Here is a 16018-nt window from a genome sequence, read left to right as displayed (position 1 = left end):
ATGGCATTCGCACAATTTGAACAGGAAGACCGCCGCCTGGTGATCCTGCGCCTGCTGGCCGAGGACTCCGACTACCGCGCCAACTCCTCCATCCTGCAGCGCGGCATTGAACTCTACGGACACAACGTCAGCCGTGACCGCCTGCATACCGACCTTGTCTGGCTGGCCGAACAGGATCTGGTGAAAGTGGAGGAAATGAACTCCGTGCTGGTGGTAACCCTGACCCAACGCGGGCTGGATGTGGCCAACGGCCGTGCCCAAGTACCCGGCGTGAAACGACCGGGGCCGGGGGCTTGATATGGCACTTAAACCCTTAACGGCCGCCCAGAAGAAAGTGATCGCTGCGTTTGCCCGCTGGTTTGTATACGGCGACATAGAGGCAAACATTGAGGGGATGAAGGGCTTTCAGAAATACATGCGGAAGAAAGACCCCGAAAGCGCCCAAGCAGACCGCGAATTCCAGAAGGCTGTTCAGCGTATTCGTGAGGAGTACATGCAATCGATGGAGAAAGAAGATGGCGCGTAAATCCTCAATAGACCTGCTACCCGCCGAGATCCGCGACGCCCTGCATGAGCTGCTGCGTGATCCGACCGTTAACCAGCTGGAAGCCACCCAGAAGGTCAACGCCTTGCTGGAAGCGGAAGCGCACGAGATCCGCCTGAGCAAAAGCGCAGTCAACCGCTATAGCCAGCGCATGGACGCCATCGGCGAGAAGATGCGCCAGTCGCGCCAGATCGCTGATATGTGGATCGGCAAACTGGGCAACCAGCCCCAGGGGCAGGTGGGCAAGCTGCTCAACGAATTCACCCGCACCATGGCATTTGAAACCGCTCTGCAGATGTCGGAAGACGCCGAACCGCCGCACCCGAAGCTGCTGAAGGAGCTGTCCCTGGCGATCAAGCACCTGGAAGAGGCAGCCAGCACCAACGAGAAACGCGAACGCGAGATCCGTCGCCAGATGGCCGAAGAGGCCGCCACCGCCGTGGACGAAGCCGCCAAACAGCAGGGCCTGACCGCCGACAGCGTGGCGCAGATCAAGGCACAGATACTGGGGATTGCGTGATGACTTACTTTTATCACGCTGTTGGCGCAGGTCTGATGTGGTGTGTGTTGACCAGTACCTTTGCAGGCCATTACCCGTTCGCGGTTGCGGCCTTGTTTAATGCCGTATGGTGCGCTTGGGAAATGAGAGGGGCGTGATGGCTACCTACCAGGTCGAGAAAATCAATAATGGTCTCATCGTTACAACAGATGATGGCAAAACCTACTACCCGACATTTGATGTGATGATGGATGCTTTTACGCGGGAGCTGAAAGAGCGGTACGAAGAGACCAAGCGCCATGAGTGGGATGGACACTTCAGTGTAACGGTTGATGCTGAGGGGCTGGTATGAACCTCCAACAATCCGCCATCGCTGAAGCCGTAGCCGCAGGCCTTGCTGACATCCAGCAGTTCAGCGCCGATGAAGTGCTGCTGGGCTACCAAAAGCGCTGGATCGCCGACGACTCCCCGCTCAAAATCGGTCAAAAAAGCCGTCGAACAGGGCTTACTTGGGCGGAAGCGGCCGATGCTTGCCTCTGTGCCAGTACCACTAAAAGGGATGGCGGCACCAACCACTTCTATGTGGGCAGCAACAAGGAGATGGCGCGGGAGTTCATCGAAGCCGTGGCTATGTGGGCCAAGGCTTTCGACCGTGCCGCAGGCGAGATCCAGGAAGAAGTGCTGGAGGATGACGACAAGGACATATTAACTTTTGTTGTCTATTTCGCTTCCGGCTTCAAGGTGCAGGCACTCAGCTCCAACCCCAGCAACCTGCGTGGTATGCAGGGCAACGTCACCATCGACGAAGCCGCCTTCCAAGACCGCTTGGCCGAAGTGCTCAAGGCCGCACTGGCCCTTACCATGTGGGGCGCCAAGGTGCGCCTGATCAGCACCCATAACGGCATCGACAACCTGTTTAACCAGCTAATTCAGGACAGCCTTGCGGGCCGCAAGCGTTATAGCGTCCACACCATAACGCTGGATGATGCCTGTGCCGAAGGCCTGTACCGCCGCATATGCCAAATAACCCGCAAGGAGTGGACGCAAGCCGCTGAGGACGAGTGGAAAGCGGGCCTGCTGAAAGACACCGCCACCGAAGAGGACGCGCTGGAGGAGTACTACTGCGTACCCAAGCAGGGCGGCGGGGCGTACCTGTCCCGAGCGTTGATTGAGGCACGTATGGTGGATGTCCCTGTCATCCGATTTGAAGGCAGTGCTGCTTTCAACGCCTGGCCGGAGCATCTGCGTGCAGCCGAGATGAACGACTGGTGCCATCGTGAGTTGCTGCCGTTGCTGGAGCTGTTGGACCCGACCCTGGAGCACTGCTTCGGTGAAGACTTTGGGCGTACCGCCGACCTCACCGTTATCACACCGATGGCTATCACCCAGCAGCTCAGGCGAGTCGTTCCCTTCTTGGTCGAACTGCGCAATGTACCGTTCAAGCAGCAGGAGCAGGTGCTCTTCTACGTGGTGGATCGCTTACCGCGTCTCAGTGCCGGCAAGCTGGATGCCCGAGGCAATGGCCAATATCTGGCCGAGCAGGCGGTGGACAGGTATGGCGCAGGCCGGATCGAAGCGGTGATGCTTTCCCAGAGCTGGTATCTGGAGAATATGCCCCGCTTCAAAGCGGCGTTTGAAGATGACGGTATCGCTATCCCCCGAGACAAGGATGTGGCCTCAGATCTGGGTGCCCTGCAGGTGATCAAGGGCGTTCCCAAATTACCTGATACCAAAACCGGCAACAGCAAGGACCGCCATGGCGATGCCGCTATCGCGCTCTGTTTGGCACATGCCGCCAGCCTTTCCGATACCACCGTGATCGACTTTATTCCTGTACCCCGTGGCGGCACTGCCCGCATCGACGATGACGACGACTACTCAACTGACTTTGGAGGTGGTGCATGGTAAATGTCCGCACTCTGGTGCGCCGCCTGTTCCGCGCCGACACCCAAGCCCTGGACGAACAGCAAACCGATGATGACGGTGCTGGGCGTGGTGCCATTGGCCAATTAAAGCGCGAATTTGCTGACCATCCCAGCAAGGGGCTGACCCCCGCCAAGTTGTACGAGATCCTCGAAGCGGCTGAACAGGGTGACATCAAGGCCCAGCACGAGCTGTTCGATGACATGGAAGAGAAAGACGCCCAGATCGGTGCCGACTTGGGCAAGCGTCGTCAGCTGGCTGCCGAGCGTGAATGGCAGATTGTCCCGCCAGACAACGCGACCTCAGAAGAGCGCAAGGCGACAGACCATGCCATTGAAGTGTTCAGTGGGCTGGAGGTGGAAGACCTGATCCTTGATTTGGGCGAAGGCATCGGCCATGGCTGGAGCAACCTGTCACTGCCCTGGTCCCGTGATGGGTCTCTGCGCTACATCGAGCAGCCCGAATTGTGCCCGCACAGTTGGTTCCGCTTGCACCCTGATGACCAAAACCAGCTCACCCTGCGCGATCACAGTGCGACAGGTACCGAGCTGTGGCCACTGGGCTGGGTGCAACACCGGCATCGTGCCAAGGGTGGTTATGTGGCCCGCATGGGCCTGCACCGTATGCTGGTTTGGCCCTACCTGTTCCAGAACTATGCCTTGGGTGATCTGGCCCAGCTGCTGGAGATATACGGTCTGCCCGCCCGGGTGGGTAAGTTCCCTAAGAATGCCTCTCCCAAAGAGAAAGCCACGCTGCTGCGTGCCGTGGTCAGCATGGGCAAGGATGCGGCCGGCATCATTCCCGATGGTATGAGTATCGAATTCATGGAGGCTGCGGGTAAGGGCGCCAGTGCCGATATCTACAAAATCATGATGGACTGGTGTGAGCGTGCCAAGGCCAAGGCGATCCTGGGAGGCACCCTCACCAGCGGTACCGGCGAGGGCACTAACACCAACGCCTTGGGTAACGTACATGAGCGCGGCCAGCTCAGCCTGATCCGCTCGGATGCGCGTCAGTACGCCAGCACTATTCGCCGCGACATCCTCTGGCCGATGGCCGCCATGAACTTCGGTATCGAGAAGGTGCAACGTGCGCCCCGGTTCTATTTGGATACCGGTGAGACAGAAGACCTGAAGTACCTGTCGGAGACTTTGCCCACCTTCGTGGATATGGGGGCCCGAATCCCCGCTTGGTGGTTCCACGAAAAGAGCGGCATCCCCAAAGCGGGCAAAGATGAAGAGGTGTTGCGTCCCAAGACGGCACCGGCACCAGTTGGCGTTACACGGCAACCAGCGATGCCTGTAGCTGCACTTGCAGCCCCAACAGATTCTACTGTCGATGTAGTCAACCAGTACGTTGACCAGCTGCAGCAGGCAACTGAGCAGCCGATGACGGATATGATTGATCAGATCCGCTACCTGGTCGATACGGCCGATAGTCTTGATGCCATTCAGCAGGGCCTGCTGGCGCTGGATCTGAACGCTGATCAGCTGGCCTCTGCGATGACAGAAGCCCTGCAAGCCGCCGCTTTAGCGGGCCGATATGAGCTGCTGCAGGAGGCCGAGTAAATGGCCCGCTATGGTAGCCTCCCGTTCAAGGAGGCCATCGACTACTTCAACCAGAAGGCCCCTCTACCTACGACCGGCTGGCGAGATGTCTATGGGGCCCAGCATGATCATGCCTTCATGGTGGCCGGTGCCAATAAAGTCGCTATCGTGGAAGGCTTTTCCAGCGCACTGCAGGCAGCGATCGCCAACGGTGAAACCCTGGCCGACTTCCGCAAACGCTTTGACGAGATCGTTACCAAGCATGGCTGGGACTATAAGGGTAGCCGTGGTTGGCGCAGTCGTCTGATATACGAAACCAATATCCGCCAGGCTTATAACGCCGGGCGTGAAGCGCAGATGGCTGACCCTCAGTTCCAGGAGCGCTTTCCCTATATGGAGTATCGTCACTCCGGTGCCGAGAACTACCGACCACAACACAAGGCTTGGGACCGCATGGTGCTGCTGGCCAATGACCCTTGGTGGAAAGTGCATAGTCCCAGCAATGGCTATGGCTGCAAGTGCAAGAAATTCCCACGTTCTCGCCGCTGGATGCAGCGTAACGGTCGTACAGAGCCAGATGTCGCGCCGCCGGATGAATACCGCGATTTTATCGATGAGCGCACAGGTGAGGTCAAACAGATCCCAGTGGGTATTGATCCGGGTTTTGAGCACCGTCCCGGCCAAAGCTGGTTGCGTAGCCTGACTCATCGACAACAGACCGGGCAAACGCCTCAGGTTGAACCTATTCCGATAGGCCCGGTGGCCAAGCCCGACCTGCCAGCGCCAACACCCGTCAATGCTACGGCTGTGCTGGAAGATGGATTGCCGGATGAACAGTATGTTCAAGCCTTCCTAGATGAGTTCGGAGGCGAGCAGGTATTTAAGGATGTAACTGGCGAGCCGATCGCGATCAACGACTATCTGTTTCGTGATGCCGATGGCAGCTTCAAGGTGAGCAAGGACAAGATCCGTCACCGCTATATGCGATTGCTGGCCCGGGGCTTGATTCAACCAGACGAAGTTTGGGCGCTGCTGGAACCAGACTTCAAAACCCTGGGTAAGTACCGCGTTAAACGGCGTTATATCAAACGCTGGGTGCTGGACGAAAACGGTCAGGAGGTGCATGGCTATAGTGCATTTGAATATGGGCAAGGCACTTGGACTGGCAGCACTGTATTCACGCCACACCGCAAGCGGGGTAAAGAACGCATCCCAGAGAAAATCAAATACCTGGAAGACCAACGAGAAGGCGTGCTGTTGTATCGAAGGGGAGAAGGGTAAGTGGTGTGCAGCACAGTCGCTCCGCCACCTGCACCACCGACCAGGTCATTGGATAGCCCTCGGAGGCCTTCCCCGGTCTGGTTACACACCACCATCTAACTATAGGGCATTAGCATGGCCGGAGCCAATATCCAGATTGACTACGAAGACGAACAGGTCCTGGACGTACTGGGGCGGCTGATCGATGTCACCGAAAATACCGAGCCGGTGATGATGGAAATTGCCGAATACCTGCATGAGCGAACCCGCGACCACTTCGACAGCGAAACTGCCCCCGATGGTACGCCCTGGGCACCATTGGCCGAGAGTACAAAAAAACGCAAGGCCGCTCAGGGTGTTCCGGTCGATAAGATCCTGCATGGCCAAAGCCTGCACCTGCGCGACACCATCTTTCCGTTCTGGTCCAAAAATGAAGCCGGTGTCAGTACAGGCCCAGGCACAGAGGCTTACGCTGCTGCGCAACAGTTCGGCACCGAAGGTTTGAACATTCAGGTTCCGGCACATCAGAGGCTCATGACGCAGGTGTTTGGCAACGAGCTGCCATTCCCTATATGGGTCAACGTTGGAACCTATAGTTTTCAGGGGACATTGGTAGCCAGACCGTATTTTGGGTTTGGTGTGGAGGACAAGACGGAGATTCTGGATATTTTGGAGGATGAAATCCTTGGGGTGCGATAAGTCGCTAAGGACGTCTACAAGGCGAATTAATTTCTCTCGCCGAACTCTGCCTTGCTGAGCTGTTCGCTGGTTCTAACGTGCTTCTAACGCCAAGCAGGGCACAGTTGTGGAGGTCGGCAGCTTTAAGGGTATTGACGCCATGCTTGCTGTGCCAACAGTATGGGATTTCCAATCGCACAATAGGGAGCATGTTATGCGACTCGTACCCGAGCCAATAGGCTATGACAATATCAATGGTTTTGAAGGAACTGATCTTTTTCAACGCGAAGGCTTTGGTATCGCGTTAGCAAACCTTGTAACTCTAACAGATGGGCCGTTGGTAGTTTCGCTGGAGGCCCCGTGGGGTGAGGGGAAGACAACGTTTATTCACCAGTGGCGGCACCACGTGGAGAAAAAGAAAGGGGTTCGCTGCATTTATTTTGATGCTTTTCGATCAGACTTTCACTCTGATGCTTTCATGACACTGGCTACCGAGCTGTACAGATTTGCTGCGGAAGTGCTGCCTGATGACCACTCCGATGTTGAAGAATTCAAAGAAGGTGCGATAAAGCTCTTCAAAATTCTTTCAAAGTCCGTGGTGAAGACTGCTTTACAGTTGGTACCAATGGGGGAATTGGCAAATGAAACTGCGAGTACTCTTGTCGGCGAAGTTAAGAATCAGCTGAGCGAAGCCGTGGATGGCTTGTATGATGAAGCCTTTGCTGAGCAAGCTAAGCTGGATGATGTGTTGGTTCAGTTCCAGGATGTATTGTCTGCAGTAGTTGAAAATATTTATGAAAAAGGTGACCACCAAGAGGAGGCTTCAGAAAAGCCGTTGGTTTTTATAATTGATGAGCTTGACCGGTGCAGGCCTGACTTCGCGTTACAGTTGTTGGAAAAGATTAAGCATGTTTTTTCAGTGCCAAAGGTTGCGTTTGTGCTTGTAAACAACCCAGAGCAACTGCAAGAGTCTGTCAGGGCGACATATGGCAATGGAATTGATGCTAATAGATATCTCCATAAGTTCTATACCCTTTCGATGATGTTGCCTATCAATAAAAAGTATTCATATGATCAACCCAGTGATATAGAAAAGTATGTGAAACACCTATTTAATGGCTTAGGTGAAACTGTTCCGAATAGACATGAATATATGGAAGCAGTGTCGGCAATTTGCACGCATAAGAAGCAAGGTTTGCGCGAAGTTGAAAGGATTGTTGGATACGTCATCGCATATCAGCTTATGAAGCCTGAATCAGGACGAAAGGTGGAAAATATCGCCATGATTCAGTCTTTTGTATGTTGTGTGAAAGTGCTAGATCCAGAGTTGTTTATGAAAATGCTGAATGGGCTTGCGACGCTTGAAGATGTACAGAAATTTTTTAACACATCAAATCTACCCGGTGATGCGTCTATCATTGATTTCCTGTACGGACTGATTTCATGGCTGTACACCGACCAACCTGATGATCTAACAGCTTCAGAAAGAGAAGTGTATGACAGCTATGATCGGTCGATGTGGAGTCAGTTGACAAGCATGAATCGTGATAGGTCTATTTTTCGATCCAGAGTTATTACCCCATTGGGGTATTTGCAGTAGCAAGAGGTAATGCCTCATTGCATAAAACCCTTTAATCCCAAGCCCTCCTGACATGCCGCCATCATGGCGGCATGACTACTTCAAACCCCACACAGATTGCAGCACTCTCAAGCCACCCCGGCGCGGTTCATGTCGCAGCCTGTGCGCTGCGAGTTGCCTTGACCGATGATCTCACCCGACTGATTCCGGCTGGGCGCTTTGAGGCACCCAGGGGTGCGCTGTCTGGTGCAGGGCCTTGGTTCCTTTCCGAGTCCAATGCACGCGCCATTATGGCCGGAGCATCTGCACGCAGTACTGATATCGTCATTGACTATGAGCACCAGACCCTGCTGGCAGAGCAGAACGGCAAGCCCGCCCCTGCATCAGGCTGGATAGACCCACGTAGTCTTGAGTGGCGCGATGATGGTTTGTATGGCCGCGTGCGCTGGACCGCCGCTGCCAAAAAGTCCATTACGCCGGGGCCGGATGGAGAGCCCCCGGAATATCTCTACCTGTCCCCCGTTTTTCCCTATGACGCAGAGACCGGCGAAGTGCTGGACCTGCTGCATGTCGCACTGACGAACACCCCCGCCATTGATACCGCTGTAGCCACTCTGGCAGCGGCGCGTATGGCGGCTGCCCGTTCCGCAACCACAACCGCTAAGCCTGAGGATACCGACGTGAAGCGAGAAGACTTGATTCAGATGCTGGGCCTTGAGCCCGTTACCACCGATAAGCAGATCGAACAGGCCCTGGCTGCGCTGAAAGCCGGTGCCGCTCAGACAAATAAGCTGCGCGAAACCCTGCAGCTGGCTGATGACGCCGATCCGGTGGCCGCTGTTGCCGCACTCAAGGCCGGTACCAAGCCGGACATGAGTCAGTACGTACCCCGCGCCGTGTTCGATGAAACCAACCAGCAGCTGGCAGCCCTGAAGGCCGGCAGCGAGACCGCCGAGCTGGACACCTTGATCGAGACCGGTCTGCAGGATGGTCGGATCGCAGGCAAAGCTACCGCCGATTGGCTGCGCACCCAGGGACTTGCGGCCTGCCGGGCGCACATGAAGGACGCCCCGGCGCTGCCAGCCTTCCAGGAGCAACAGAAGGGCCGCGTGGACACCGAAAAGGACAAGGGGCAGGGCAAGGATGGTCTTTCCGCTGAAGAGCTGGCGGTCTGCAAGTCCATGGGCCTGACACCGGAAGCCTATCGCAAGGCCAACCCGGTCGAATAACCGCCGAGTAACCGTCAGGCATCGCCTGTTTCTAACGTCAAATCAGGAGCGCAGATATGACCGCTGCTACCCAGAACCGTAACACCCCGAGCCGCTTAGGTGTTTGCCGCGCACTCGCGGTGGCTGCATCCACCATGTGCTACGCCGGCACCATCGCTGTGATGAACGCTAGCGGTTATGTCGAACCTGCCAGCACAGCCACCGGTCTGGTCGCCTTGGGCGTCTTTACCAGTCAGGTGGACAACGCCGCCGGTGCCAACGGTGACCAGGTCGCTGAGTTTGAGCGCGGCTACTTCCGCTTCGCCAACTCTGCAGGCGCCGATGAAATCACTGCAACCGATATCGGTTCCCTTTGCTACCTGGTTGATGACCAGACCGTGGCCCTGACCGATGGCACATCCACCCGCTCAATCGCCGGCATCATCGACGATGTTGATGATCTGGGCGTCTGGGTGCTGATCGATCCGACCAGTGGCGCGAACCTCTAAACGCGTCTTAACCGATTAACGCTACAGGAGCGACCAACATGGATATGACACCCGCCAACCTGCAGGCCCTCTTCAAGGCCTATAACACCAACTTCCAGCAGGGTTTCAACTCGCTGGGTGAACAAGGTGCGCTGTACGAAATGTTCTGTACCGTTGTGCCATCGACTACTGCCGTTGAAGTCTACCCCTGGCTCAAATCCCTGCCGCGCATGCGTGAGTGGCTCGGTGATCGTGTCATCAACTCCCTGGAAGGTGCTGACTTCAGCATCAAGAACCGCAAGTTCGAGCTGACCGAAGGCATCGAGCGCGACGCCATTGAAGACGACACCTATGGCCTGTATGGCCCGGTCTTCGATGAGTTCGGTCGTCTCAGCCGTGAGCACCCGAACGAGTTGGCGGTCGAAGCGCTGGAGAAAAACCCCATGTGCTTCGATGGGCAACCGTTCTTTGATGCCGACCATCCGGTACTGGATAAGAAAGGCGAAGTGATCTCGGTAACCAACGACATGGGCGGCACTGGCCCGGCCTGGTACGTCATGGATCTGAGCCGCGCCATCAAGCCGATGGTGTTCCAGCGCCGCCGTGACTACACATTCCGCGCTATCACGAACCTGAACGACAGCGAAGTGTTCATGAAGGACAAGTTCCTGTTCGGTACCGATGCGCGTGTCAACGCTGGCTCCGGCCTCTGGATGCTGGCTGTTCGCTCCAAGCAGGCGCTGACACCCGAGAACTACAAAGCTGCTCGTGAGGCCCTGCAGGCCATGAAAGGCGATTACGAACGTCCGCTGGCGGTGCGCCACACCCACACCATGGTGCCAAGTACGTTGGAAGGGGCTGCCCTCAAGATCCTGAAAAACCAGCTGGCCAGTGGTGGCGAAAGTAACGAGTGGATGGACACCTCCAAGCTGATCATGAACCCCTGGTTGGCAACTGCCTGATAAAAGCCGGTAGCGCTGCTGCCCAATGAGTAGGAGCGGGTTGTCTCTACAGCCCGCTACCTGACAAAGCGAGAGGATATATGAAATGCCGATTCGTATTAGTTCTGCAATCAATGGTTTCCGACGCGCTGGCGTTGCTCACCCGAGTAAGCCGACCGTGTATCCAGACGGCTTTTTCTCTGACGACCAGATCAAACAGCTCAAGGCGGAACCACGCCTGGCGGTTGAGTTTGGCGACTTTGAAACAGCCGATCCGGCAGGTGCGGGTATTGATCAGGAAGGGGCCCTGGAGCCGGAGTATGTTTCTAGCGATGTAGAACCTGGTGAAGGCGAAAACTTGCTACAGCCTTTGCTGGACATCATTGCCAAATTGGACCCGAACGATCCGGGGTTGTGGAACCAGGACCGCAGTCCCAAGGCTGCTAACTTCCCGAAAGGTACCTCTGCTGAGGATCGTGCCAATGCTTGGGAAATGTTCTTGGCACAGGCAGGCGAGGCCTAACTCATGCCTTACATCACCCTAACTGACCTGACCCAGCGCTTTGGCGAGGACGAGATCCTGTCGCTGACCGATACCGGTAGCGGTGAGATTGGCACCGAGCTGATTGATCGTTCGATCGAAGACGCCTGCGGTGAGATCAATGGCTACGTTGCAGCGGGTGGCTACGCCGTGCCGCTGACCCCGGTGCCCAGCATTATCAAGGCATATGCCTGCGATATTGCCCGCTACCGGCTGTACGACGAATCCGCCCTGGAGCAAGTCAGCAAGCGTTACGACGATGCGATCAAGTTCCTGCGTGCGGTAGCCAAGGGTGATGTATTACTGGGCATCAGTACGACCAGCCCCGGTACAGCTGAGACCGCCGGCAGTGTGCAGTTCATCACTGGTGGGCGGGCAATGCCAGGGGGAGGCTTCTAATGCTGACGCTCACCGATGACTATCTGGCCGCCGAGCGCGAGTTGATTCAACTGCTTGAGCAGGTGGAAGGAATCCGCAAGGCATACAGCAGCACCGATCTTGCCGAGATGAAAGAGCGCAGCCAGATCACCCCGGCGGTGCATGTGATCTACCGGGGCGACCGGATACCGCTGCAGGCCCAAGGCGGAGCCGTTGGCCACGTTACCCAAAACTGGGCAGTGGTGCTGGCCATCAACCTACGCCAAAAGGAACAGGCTGGGGTGCTGCTGGCCCGTCTGGTCAAAACCCTATCAGGTGTTGTGACACCGTTAGGACCCCTCAATCGCGTTAACGCGCCACAGCCCAGCTTTCGGCCCGGCTTTGGCTACTACCCACTGGCATTTGAAATCAAATTCCGAACCCAAGGAGCACGATAATGAGCGGATTACTGCTTGCCGGCGATGTATACATCGATCGTTTGACTGATACCGGCGTATCCACCGGGCTGATTGGCCCGATCAACGTTACTCGGTTGGCCCTGAACAGCCCCTCTGAAAAGGTGCAGCGTCCCTCCAAGCGAAAAGCCACCTATGGCCAGACCCTGGACTCCGTGACGCTTCCGCAGCCGACCACTATCTCCCTGGCGTTTGATGATCAGCCGGCTGATCTGCTGGCGCTGGCCATGCTGGGTGATACCGAAGCAATCAATCAAGGCGGTGGCGATGTAACGCTGTCCGATATTTCTCTGCCGGCCGGTAACAAGTGGCTGAAACTGCCCCACGGCAACCTCGCTGAGGCAGGGCTGGAGCTGTATGAAAGCGATGGCACCACCCTGGTATCGCCGGCTGCCTACGAGGTTAACTATGCCTTGGGGATGATTCGCACCACGCCGGGCGGTGCGAAAGAGTCCGATACCGCATCAGAGGCAAAGATCTCGTACACCTACAACGCCATCAACGGCACCCGTATCAACGCCGGCACCCGTTCCAAGATTGATATGAAGATCTACCTGGATGGCAAAAACCTCGCAACGGGCAAGCCCTGCAAACTGGAAGTGCCAAAGGGATCGGTTGCACCGACCGAAGCTGTGGATCTGTTCTCCAGCGAGTTCGTCAGCACCACGCTGGAAGGCGATGTGATCCTGATGGATGGTGAAAAGGCGCCGTATTACTTCGACGAAGAAGACGCCTGAACCTGACCTGATCCACCCGGAGGGCACCCGCCCTCCGCTGCCGTTTAACCTCCATTAATCCACGCCGGGTGCCGCCATGAGTGCCAAAGACCTTGCCCTTAACCTCCTCATCAAAGCCAAGGACACGGCCAGTGGTGTGGTGCGCACCTTCAAAAAGGAAGTGGAAGACTCCGGCCGGGCAGCGGAAGAGCTGGACCAGTCGCTGGAACAGACCAACCGAGGCATCGAATCCACCGGTAAAGAGTTCAGCAAAACCGGCGAAGAGGCGCGTGACTTCCGCGCCAAGGTCGATGAAGCCCGCACCTCCACCGAGCGCCTCACCGGCGACACCCGTGGCAGCAAGTTCTGGCAGCGCTGGAGCAAAGGTAGTAAGGGTGCTAGCCGCGACACCCAGAAGTTTAAGCAAGACCTCAATGAGATCCCCGCTGCTGCCCGTAACGCCGAAGGCGGCATCGGTAGCCTGACCAAAAAGCTGATCGCCCTGGGCGGGACTTACCTCGGTATCAACGCGATCAAGAACGCCATCATGGGGCTGATCAACACCGGCAGCCGTTTTGAGGATATGTCGGTCCAGATCAACACCCTGATGGGCTCCATCGAAGAGGGTGAAAAGGCCATTGCCTGGATCAAGGAGTTTGCCAAAACCACCCCCACCGACATTGAAGGCGTTACCCGAGGCTTTATCCGCCTGAAGGCCTTCGGCATCGACCCGATGAACGGCAGCTACCAGGCGATCATCGACCAGACCAGCAAGTTGGGTTTCAGCCAGGAAAAGATGGAAGGGATCATCCTCGCGCTTGGACAGGCCTGGACCAAACAGAAGCTGCAAGGCGAAGAAGCACTGCAGCTGATCGAGCGTGGCGTGCCGGTGTGGGATCTGCTGGCTGAAGCTACCGGCCGCGCTGCCGTTGAGCTGCAGGACATGGCCAGCAATGGCGAACTGGGGCGCAAAGAGATCGAACTGCTGATGAAGGCCATGGGTGAACAGTCCAAGGGCGCAGCCGCTGAAGCAATGAAAACTTGGACCGGCCTGGTCAGTAACCTCAAGGATATGTGGCTCAACTTCGTCAACGACATCAGCGAGTCTGGCTTCCTTGATTACATGAAAGAGCAGCTGCAGGCAGTGCTTGATCAAATCAAGAAATTGGCGGAAGACGGCACGCTTAAACGTTGGGCGAAAGAGATCTCTGACGGTCTGATCAAGGTGGCCAACGGCTTCAAATCCGTTATCCAGTTCACAATCGAGTGGGGCACTCAGCTGGGGTATCTGGTAGCCGCATTGGCTGTAGGTAAGCTGGTTAGTTTCAGCAAGGCTGTATGGGATGTTGCCAAGGCAACAAAGGCTGCAGCGTTTGGTACTGCCGCCATGACCACTGCCACCAGCGGCATGGGCACCGCCGCTGCTGCTGCCGGTAAGGGCTGGGGCTGGTTGGCCGGTGCCGCCAAAGGACTCAAGGCAGTTGCTGGTTGGGTCGTAGCAGGTGGCCGACTGCTCACCGGTGTCGGGCTGCTGGCGGCCGCCGTCAAACTGGTTGCCGATCGCTGGCATGAGTCCGAGCAGGCCGCCAACAAGGCCCACGCGGCCATGCAGCAGCGCTCTATTGATGCGGTTAATGAGCAACACAAGCAGTTGGAGTTCATGAACACCCAGCTCAAAACTGAGGAAGAGCTGGGCCGCATCAGCCGCCAGGGCTATGAAGCCTACCTGCAGCGCCTGCAGGGCGCTCAGGCCTACTGGCAGGCTCGCGTGGCGGAAGAGCAGGCCGAGATCGAGCAGGGTCGGCAGCGTCAGCTGCAGATGGAAGAGGCCAAGGCCCAGCTGGAAACCTACATCGAAGCAGAAACCCGCCTCAAACAACAAATCACCGATGTTAACGCCCTCAAGTCGCAGGAGCTGAGCCTGGGCGTGGCCGGTGCCCAGCAGCACACCCAGCAGACTGAGACCAAAATTGCCGAGCTTGGTGAAATCGGTGCCTTGCAGCAGCAGCTGAATGAGCAGCGCAAAGAGCAACTGACAGCAGAGCAGGATGCCTTCAAGGCGCTGGGCCTCAATATGGAAGAGGTTACCGGCCAGATCACTGAGCAGGGCCAGGCTGCAGTCAGTGCTTTTGAAACCATCGTGGAGAGTGGGAAGTACTCCAGCGAACAGATTCAGGAAGCTTTCAATGCGGCTCTCGGCAAGGCCCGTACCAAGGCGGATGTGGAAGCACTTATCGAGGTGCTGGATAAAGCGGGCAAGTCGGGGGATCTGGCAGGCAAGCTGCTCAGGTCATCAATGGAGGATGCACGGCAAAAGCTGAAACAACTTGAAAGTAACGCCAAAGGCGCCGCTGACAAGGTTGGTGATGTAGGCAAGGAGGCGAAGGGTGCCAAAAGCGATCTGGATGAGCTGGGCGAAGCCATGGAAGACAGTGCCAAAAAAGGCAAGGGCGGCATGGAGTCGCTGGCGAAAGAGATCAGGGAGCTGATTCAGGTCGTTAGAGACTTGGCCAAAGAATTCAGAGAGGCCGGGCAGGAGGCGGATGAACTGCGAAAAAAGACTGAGGCCGCTAAAAAAGCGGCCAAAGACAGCTCCACTGAGGATGATAGTGAGGGCAAAGGCCGCAGACCTGTTTCTCCCGCCGAGAGCGTTGCCCATCGACTTGGCAGGGAGGATGAGGATCTGGAGCGAGCAGTGTGGGCCGTGATCAATCAAGGAAAAATGAAGGATGTGATCGGCACCATGATGAATCCGAACGAGTACGCCCAGCTGCTTGAGAAAAGGGCCAGAAGCTATCTGGCAAAGCAACGCGCTGAACAGGACATGCGAGAAACAGATCGCACCGCAGAGGATGTTCTTAGAGAGATTGCAAATGCGAGGAGGCTGCACTGATGGGCATTACATTGAACGGCATCACCCTGCCAAGCCACCTCCTTTGGCTCGACGAATTCGACTGGCTCCCGATCGCCCACTCATCCGAACGCAGCTTGACCGGCAAGATGCTGATCGAAGAAGCCTCGCTGATCAAGGGCCGCCCCATCACGCTGGAAAGCGACTGGGCCACCCGTGCTGTCATCGAGCAACTTTATGCATTGGCCAGCCAGCCCAACCAAACCCACACCCTGGACATCGATGGCCGCGTTTTCACCGTCATGTTCCGCCATGGAGAGCAGCCGATCAGCGCAGTGCCAATTAAGCCGTTAGCCGATCCCGGCCCTAACGATTACTACCTGTTAACCCTCCGTTTAATCGAGGTTTGA

General features: G+C 56.6%; 18 protein-coding genes. All 18 read left to right on the top strand.

Going from position 1 to position 16018, the window contains the following annotated elements; all coding sequences use genetic code 11:
- The 18 genes from ABIE60_RS08235 (at position 1) to ABIE60_RS08150 (ending at position 16018) form a co-directional block, all read left to right on the top strand.
- Positions 1-297 carry a VpaChn25_0724 family phage protein gene (locus tag ABIE60_RS08235; protein ID WP_354468957.1) on the top strand — a complete coding sequence of 99 codons (297 nt, stop codon included), beginning with the start codon at positions 1-3 and terminating at the stop codon, positions 295-297.
- Position 298: 1 nt separating this feature from the next.
- A complete protein-coding gene (locus tag ABIE60_RS08230) occupies positions 299-526 on the top strand; it encodes a hypothetical protein (RefSeq protein WP_354468956.1) in 228 nt (75 codons plus the stop codon).
- Complete coding sequence (locus ABIE60_RS08225; protein WP_354468955.1) at positions 516-1064, top strand: DUF3486 family protein; 549 nt, start codon at positions 516-518, stop codon at positions 1062-1064. The genes ABIE60_RS08230 and ABIE60_RS08225 overlap by 11 nt, the downstream gene beginning before the upstream one ends.
- Before the next feature lie 136 nt (positions 1065-1200).
- Positions 1201-1395, top strand: coding sequence for a hypothetical protein (locus ABIE60_RS08220; RefSeq protein WP_354468954.1), 195 nt, complete (start codon positions 1201-1203; stop codon positions 1393-1395).
- The gene (locus tag ABIE60_RS08215; protein ID WP_354468953.1) at positions 1392-2951 is read left to right on the top strand and encodes a hypothetical protein; all 1560 of its coding nucleotides are present in this window, start codon (positions 1392-1394) and stop codon (positions 2949-2951) included. Before ABIE60_RS08220 ends, ABIE60_RS08215 begins: the two co-directional genes overlap by 4 nt.
- The gene (locus tag ABIE60_RS08210) at positions 2945-4534 is read left to right on the top strand and encodes a DUF935 domain-containing protein (protein WP_354468952.1); all 1590 of its coding nucleotides are present in this window, start codon (positions 2945-2947) and stop codon (positions 4532-4534) included. Before ABIE60_RS08215 ends, ABIE60_RS08210 begins: the two co-directional genes overlap by 7 nt.
- The gene (locus ABIE60_RS08205; RefSeq protein ID WP_354468951.1) at positions 4535-5794 is read left to right on the top strand and encodes a PBECR2 nuclease fold domain-containing protein; all 1260 of its coding nucleotides are present in this window, start codon (positions 4535-4537) and stop codon (positions 5792-5794) included.
- A gap of 114 nt (positions 5795-5908) precedes the next feature.
- Entirely contained in the window at positions 5909-6472 is a 564-nt protein-coding gene (locus ABIE60_RS08200; RefSeq protein WP_354468950.1) for a phage virion morphogenesis protein, read from the top strand.
- Positions 6473-6665: 193 nt separating this feature from the next.
- Positions 6666-8051 (top strand): KAP family P-loop NTPase fold protein, encoded by a 1386-nt coding sequence (locus ABIE60_RS08195; protein ID WP_354468949.1) that lies wholly within the window; start codon positions 6666-6668, stop codon positions 8049-8051.
- Between the two features lie 71 nt (positions 8052-8122).
- Positions 8123-9259: a phage protease gene (locus ABIE60_RS08190; protein ID WP_354468948.1), complete on the top strand. Its 1137-nt coding sequence runs from the start codon at positions 8123-8125 to the stop codon at positions 9257-9259.
- A gap of 56 nt (positions 9260-9315) precedes the next feature.
- Positions 9316-9747 (top strand): hypothetical protein, encoded by a 432-nt coding sequence (locus ABIE60_RS08185; protein ID WP_354468947.1) that lies wholly within the window; start codon positions 9316-9318, stop codon positions 9745-9747.
- Positions 9748-9785: 38 nt separating this feature from the next.
- Positions 9786-10688, top strand: a complete 903-nt coding sequence (locus ABIE60_RS08180; protein ID WP_354468946.1) for a Mu-like prophage major head subunit gpT family protein — start codon at positions 9786-9788, stop codon at positions 10686-10688.
- 85 nt (positions 10689-10773) lie between these two features.
- The gene (locus ABIE60_RS08175; protein WP_354468945.1) at positions 10774-11190 is read left to right on the top strand and encodes an HI1506-related protein; all 417 of its coding nucleotides are present in this window, start codon (positions 10774-10776) and stop codon (positions 11188-11190) included.
- Between the two features lie 3 nt (positions 11191-11193).
- A complete protein-coding gene (locus ABIE60_RS08170; protein ID WP_354468944.1) occupies positions 11194-11607 on the top strand; it encodes a gp436 family protein in 414 nt (137 codons plus the stop codon).
- Positions 11607-12023, top strand: a complete 417-nt coding sequence (locus tag ABIE60_RS08165; RefSeq protein WP_354468943.1) for a phage tail terminator protein — start codon at positions 11607-11609, stop codon at positions 12021-12023. Before ABIE60_RS08170 ends, ABIE60_RS08165 begins: the two co-directional genes overlap by 1 nt.
- The gene (locus ABIE60_RS08160) at positions 12023-12778 is read left to right on the top strand and encodes a phage tail tube protein (protein ID WP_354468942.1); all 756 of its coding nucleotides are present in this window, start codon (positions 12023-12025) and stop codon (positions 12776-12778) included. The genes ABIE60_RS08165 and ABIE60_RS08160 overlap by 1 nt, the downstream gene beginning before the upstream one ends.
- Before the next feature lie 76 nt (positions 12779-12854).
- Positions 12855-15650 (top strand): tape measure protein, encoded by a 2796-nt coding sequence (locus ABIE60_RS08155; RefSeq protein WP_354468941.1) that lies wholly within the window; start codon positions 12855-12857, stop codon positions 15648-15650.
- Positions 15650-16018 carry a hypothetical protein gene (locus tag ABIE60_RS08150; protein ID WP_354468940.1) on the top strand — a complete coding sequence of 123 codons (369 nt, stop codon included), beginning with the start codon at positions 15650-15652 and terminating at the stop codon, positions 16016-16018. Before ABIE60_RS08155 ends, ABIE60_RS08150 begins: the two co-directional genes overlap by 1 nt.

Source organism: Marinobacterium sp. MBR-109 (assembly GCF_040547565.1).
Classification (GTDB): Bacteria; Pseudomonadota; Gammaproteobacteria; order Pseudomonadales; family Balneatricaceae; genus Marinobacterium.
The sequence above is the reverse complement of the archived record's forward strand: the minus strand, read 5'-3'. Positions and strand labels throughout refer to the sequence as shown.

Coding starts and splice junctions, on each gene's coding strand:
- ABIE60_RS08205 (WP_354468951.1), top strand. CDS start 4,535: ATGGCCCGCTATGGTAGCCTCCCGTTCAAGGAGGCCATCGACTACTTC.
- ABIE60_RS08195 (WP_354468949.1), top strand. CDS start 6,666: ATGCGACTCGTACCCGAGCCAATAGGCTATGACAATATCAATGGTTTT.
- ABIE60_RS08220 (WP_354468954.1), top strand. CDS start 1,201: ATGGCTACCTACCAGGTCGAGAAAATCAATAATGGTCTCATCGTTACA.
- ABIE60_RS08215 (WP_354468953.1), top strand. CDS start 1,392: ATGAACCTCCAACAATCCGCCATCGCTGAAGCCGTAGCCGCAGGCCTT.
- ABIE60_RS08160 (WP_354468942.1), top strand. CDS start 12,023: ATGAGCGGATTACTGCTTGCCGGCGATGTATACATCGATCGTTTGACT.
- ABIE60_RS08235 (WP_354468957.1), top strand. CDS start 1: ATGGCATTCGCACAATTTGAACAGGAAGACCGCCGCCTGGTGATCCTG.
- ABIE60_RS08155 (WP_354468941.1), top strand. CDS start 12,855: ATGAGTGCCAAAGACCTTGCCCTTAACCTCCTCATCAAAGCCAAGGAC.
- ABIE60_RS08225 (WP_354468955.1), top strand. CDS start 516: ATGGCGCGTAAATCCTCAATAGACCTGCTACCCGCCGAGATCCGCGAC.
- ABIE60_RS08150 (WP_354468940.1), top strand. CDS start 15,650: ATGGGCATTACATTGAACGGCATCACCCTGCCAAGCCACCTCCTTTGG.
- ABIE60_RS08180 (WP_354468946.1), top strand. CDS start 9,786: ATGGATATGACACCCGCCAACCTGCAGGCCCTCTTCAAGGCCTATAAC.
- ABIE60_RS08230 (WP_354468956.1), top strand. CDS start 299: ATGGCACTTAAACCCTTAACGGCCGCCCAGAAGAAAGTGATCGCTGCG.
- ABIE60_RS08185 (WP_354468947.1), top strand. CDS start 9,316: ATGACCGCTGCTACCCAGAACCGTAACACCCCGAGCCGCTTAGGTGTT.
- ABIE60_RS08165 (WP_354468943.1), top strand. CDS start 11,607: ATGCTGACGCTCACCGATGACTATCTGGCCGCCGAGCGCGAGTTGATT.
- ABIE60_RS08175 (WP_354468945.1), top strand. CDS start 10,774: ATGCCGATTCGTATTAGTTCTGCAATCAATGGTTTCCGACGCGCTGGC.
- ABIE60_RS08200 (WP_354468950.1), top strand. CDS start 5,909: ATGGCCGGAGCCAATATCCAGATTGACTACGAAGACGAACAGGTCCTG.
- ABIE60_RS08190 (WP_354468948.1), top strand. CDS start 8,123: ATGACTACTTCAAACCCCACACAGATTGCAGCACTCTCAAGCCACCCC.
- ABIE60_RS08170 (WP_354468944.1), top strand. CDS start 11,194: ATGCCTTACATCACCCTAACTGACCTGACCCAGCGCTTTGGCGAGGAC.
- ABIE60_RS08210 (WP_354468952.1), top strand. CDS start 2,945: ATGGTAAATGTCCGCACTCTGGTGCGCCGCCTGTTCCGCGCCGACACC.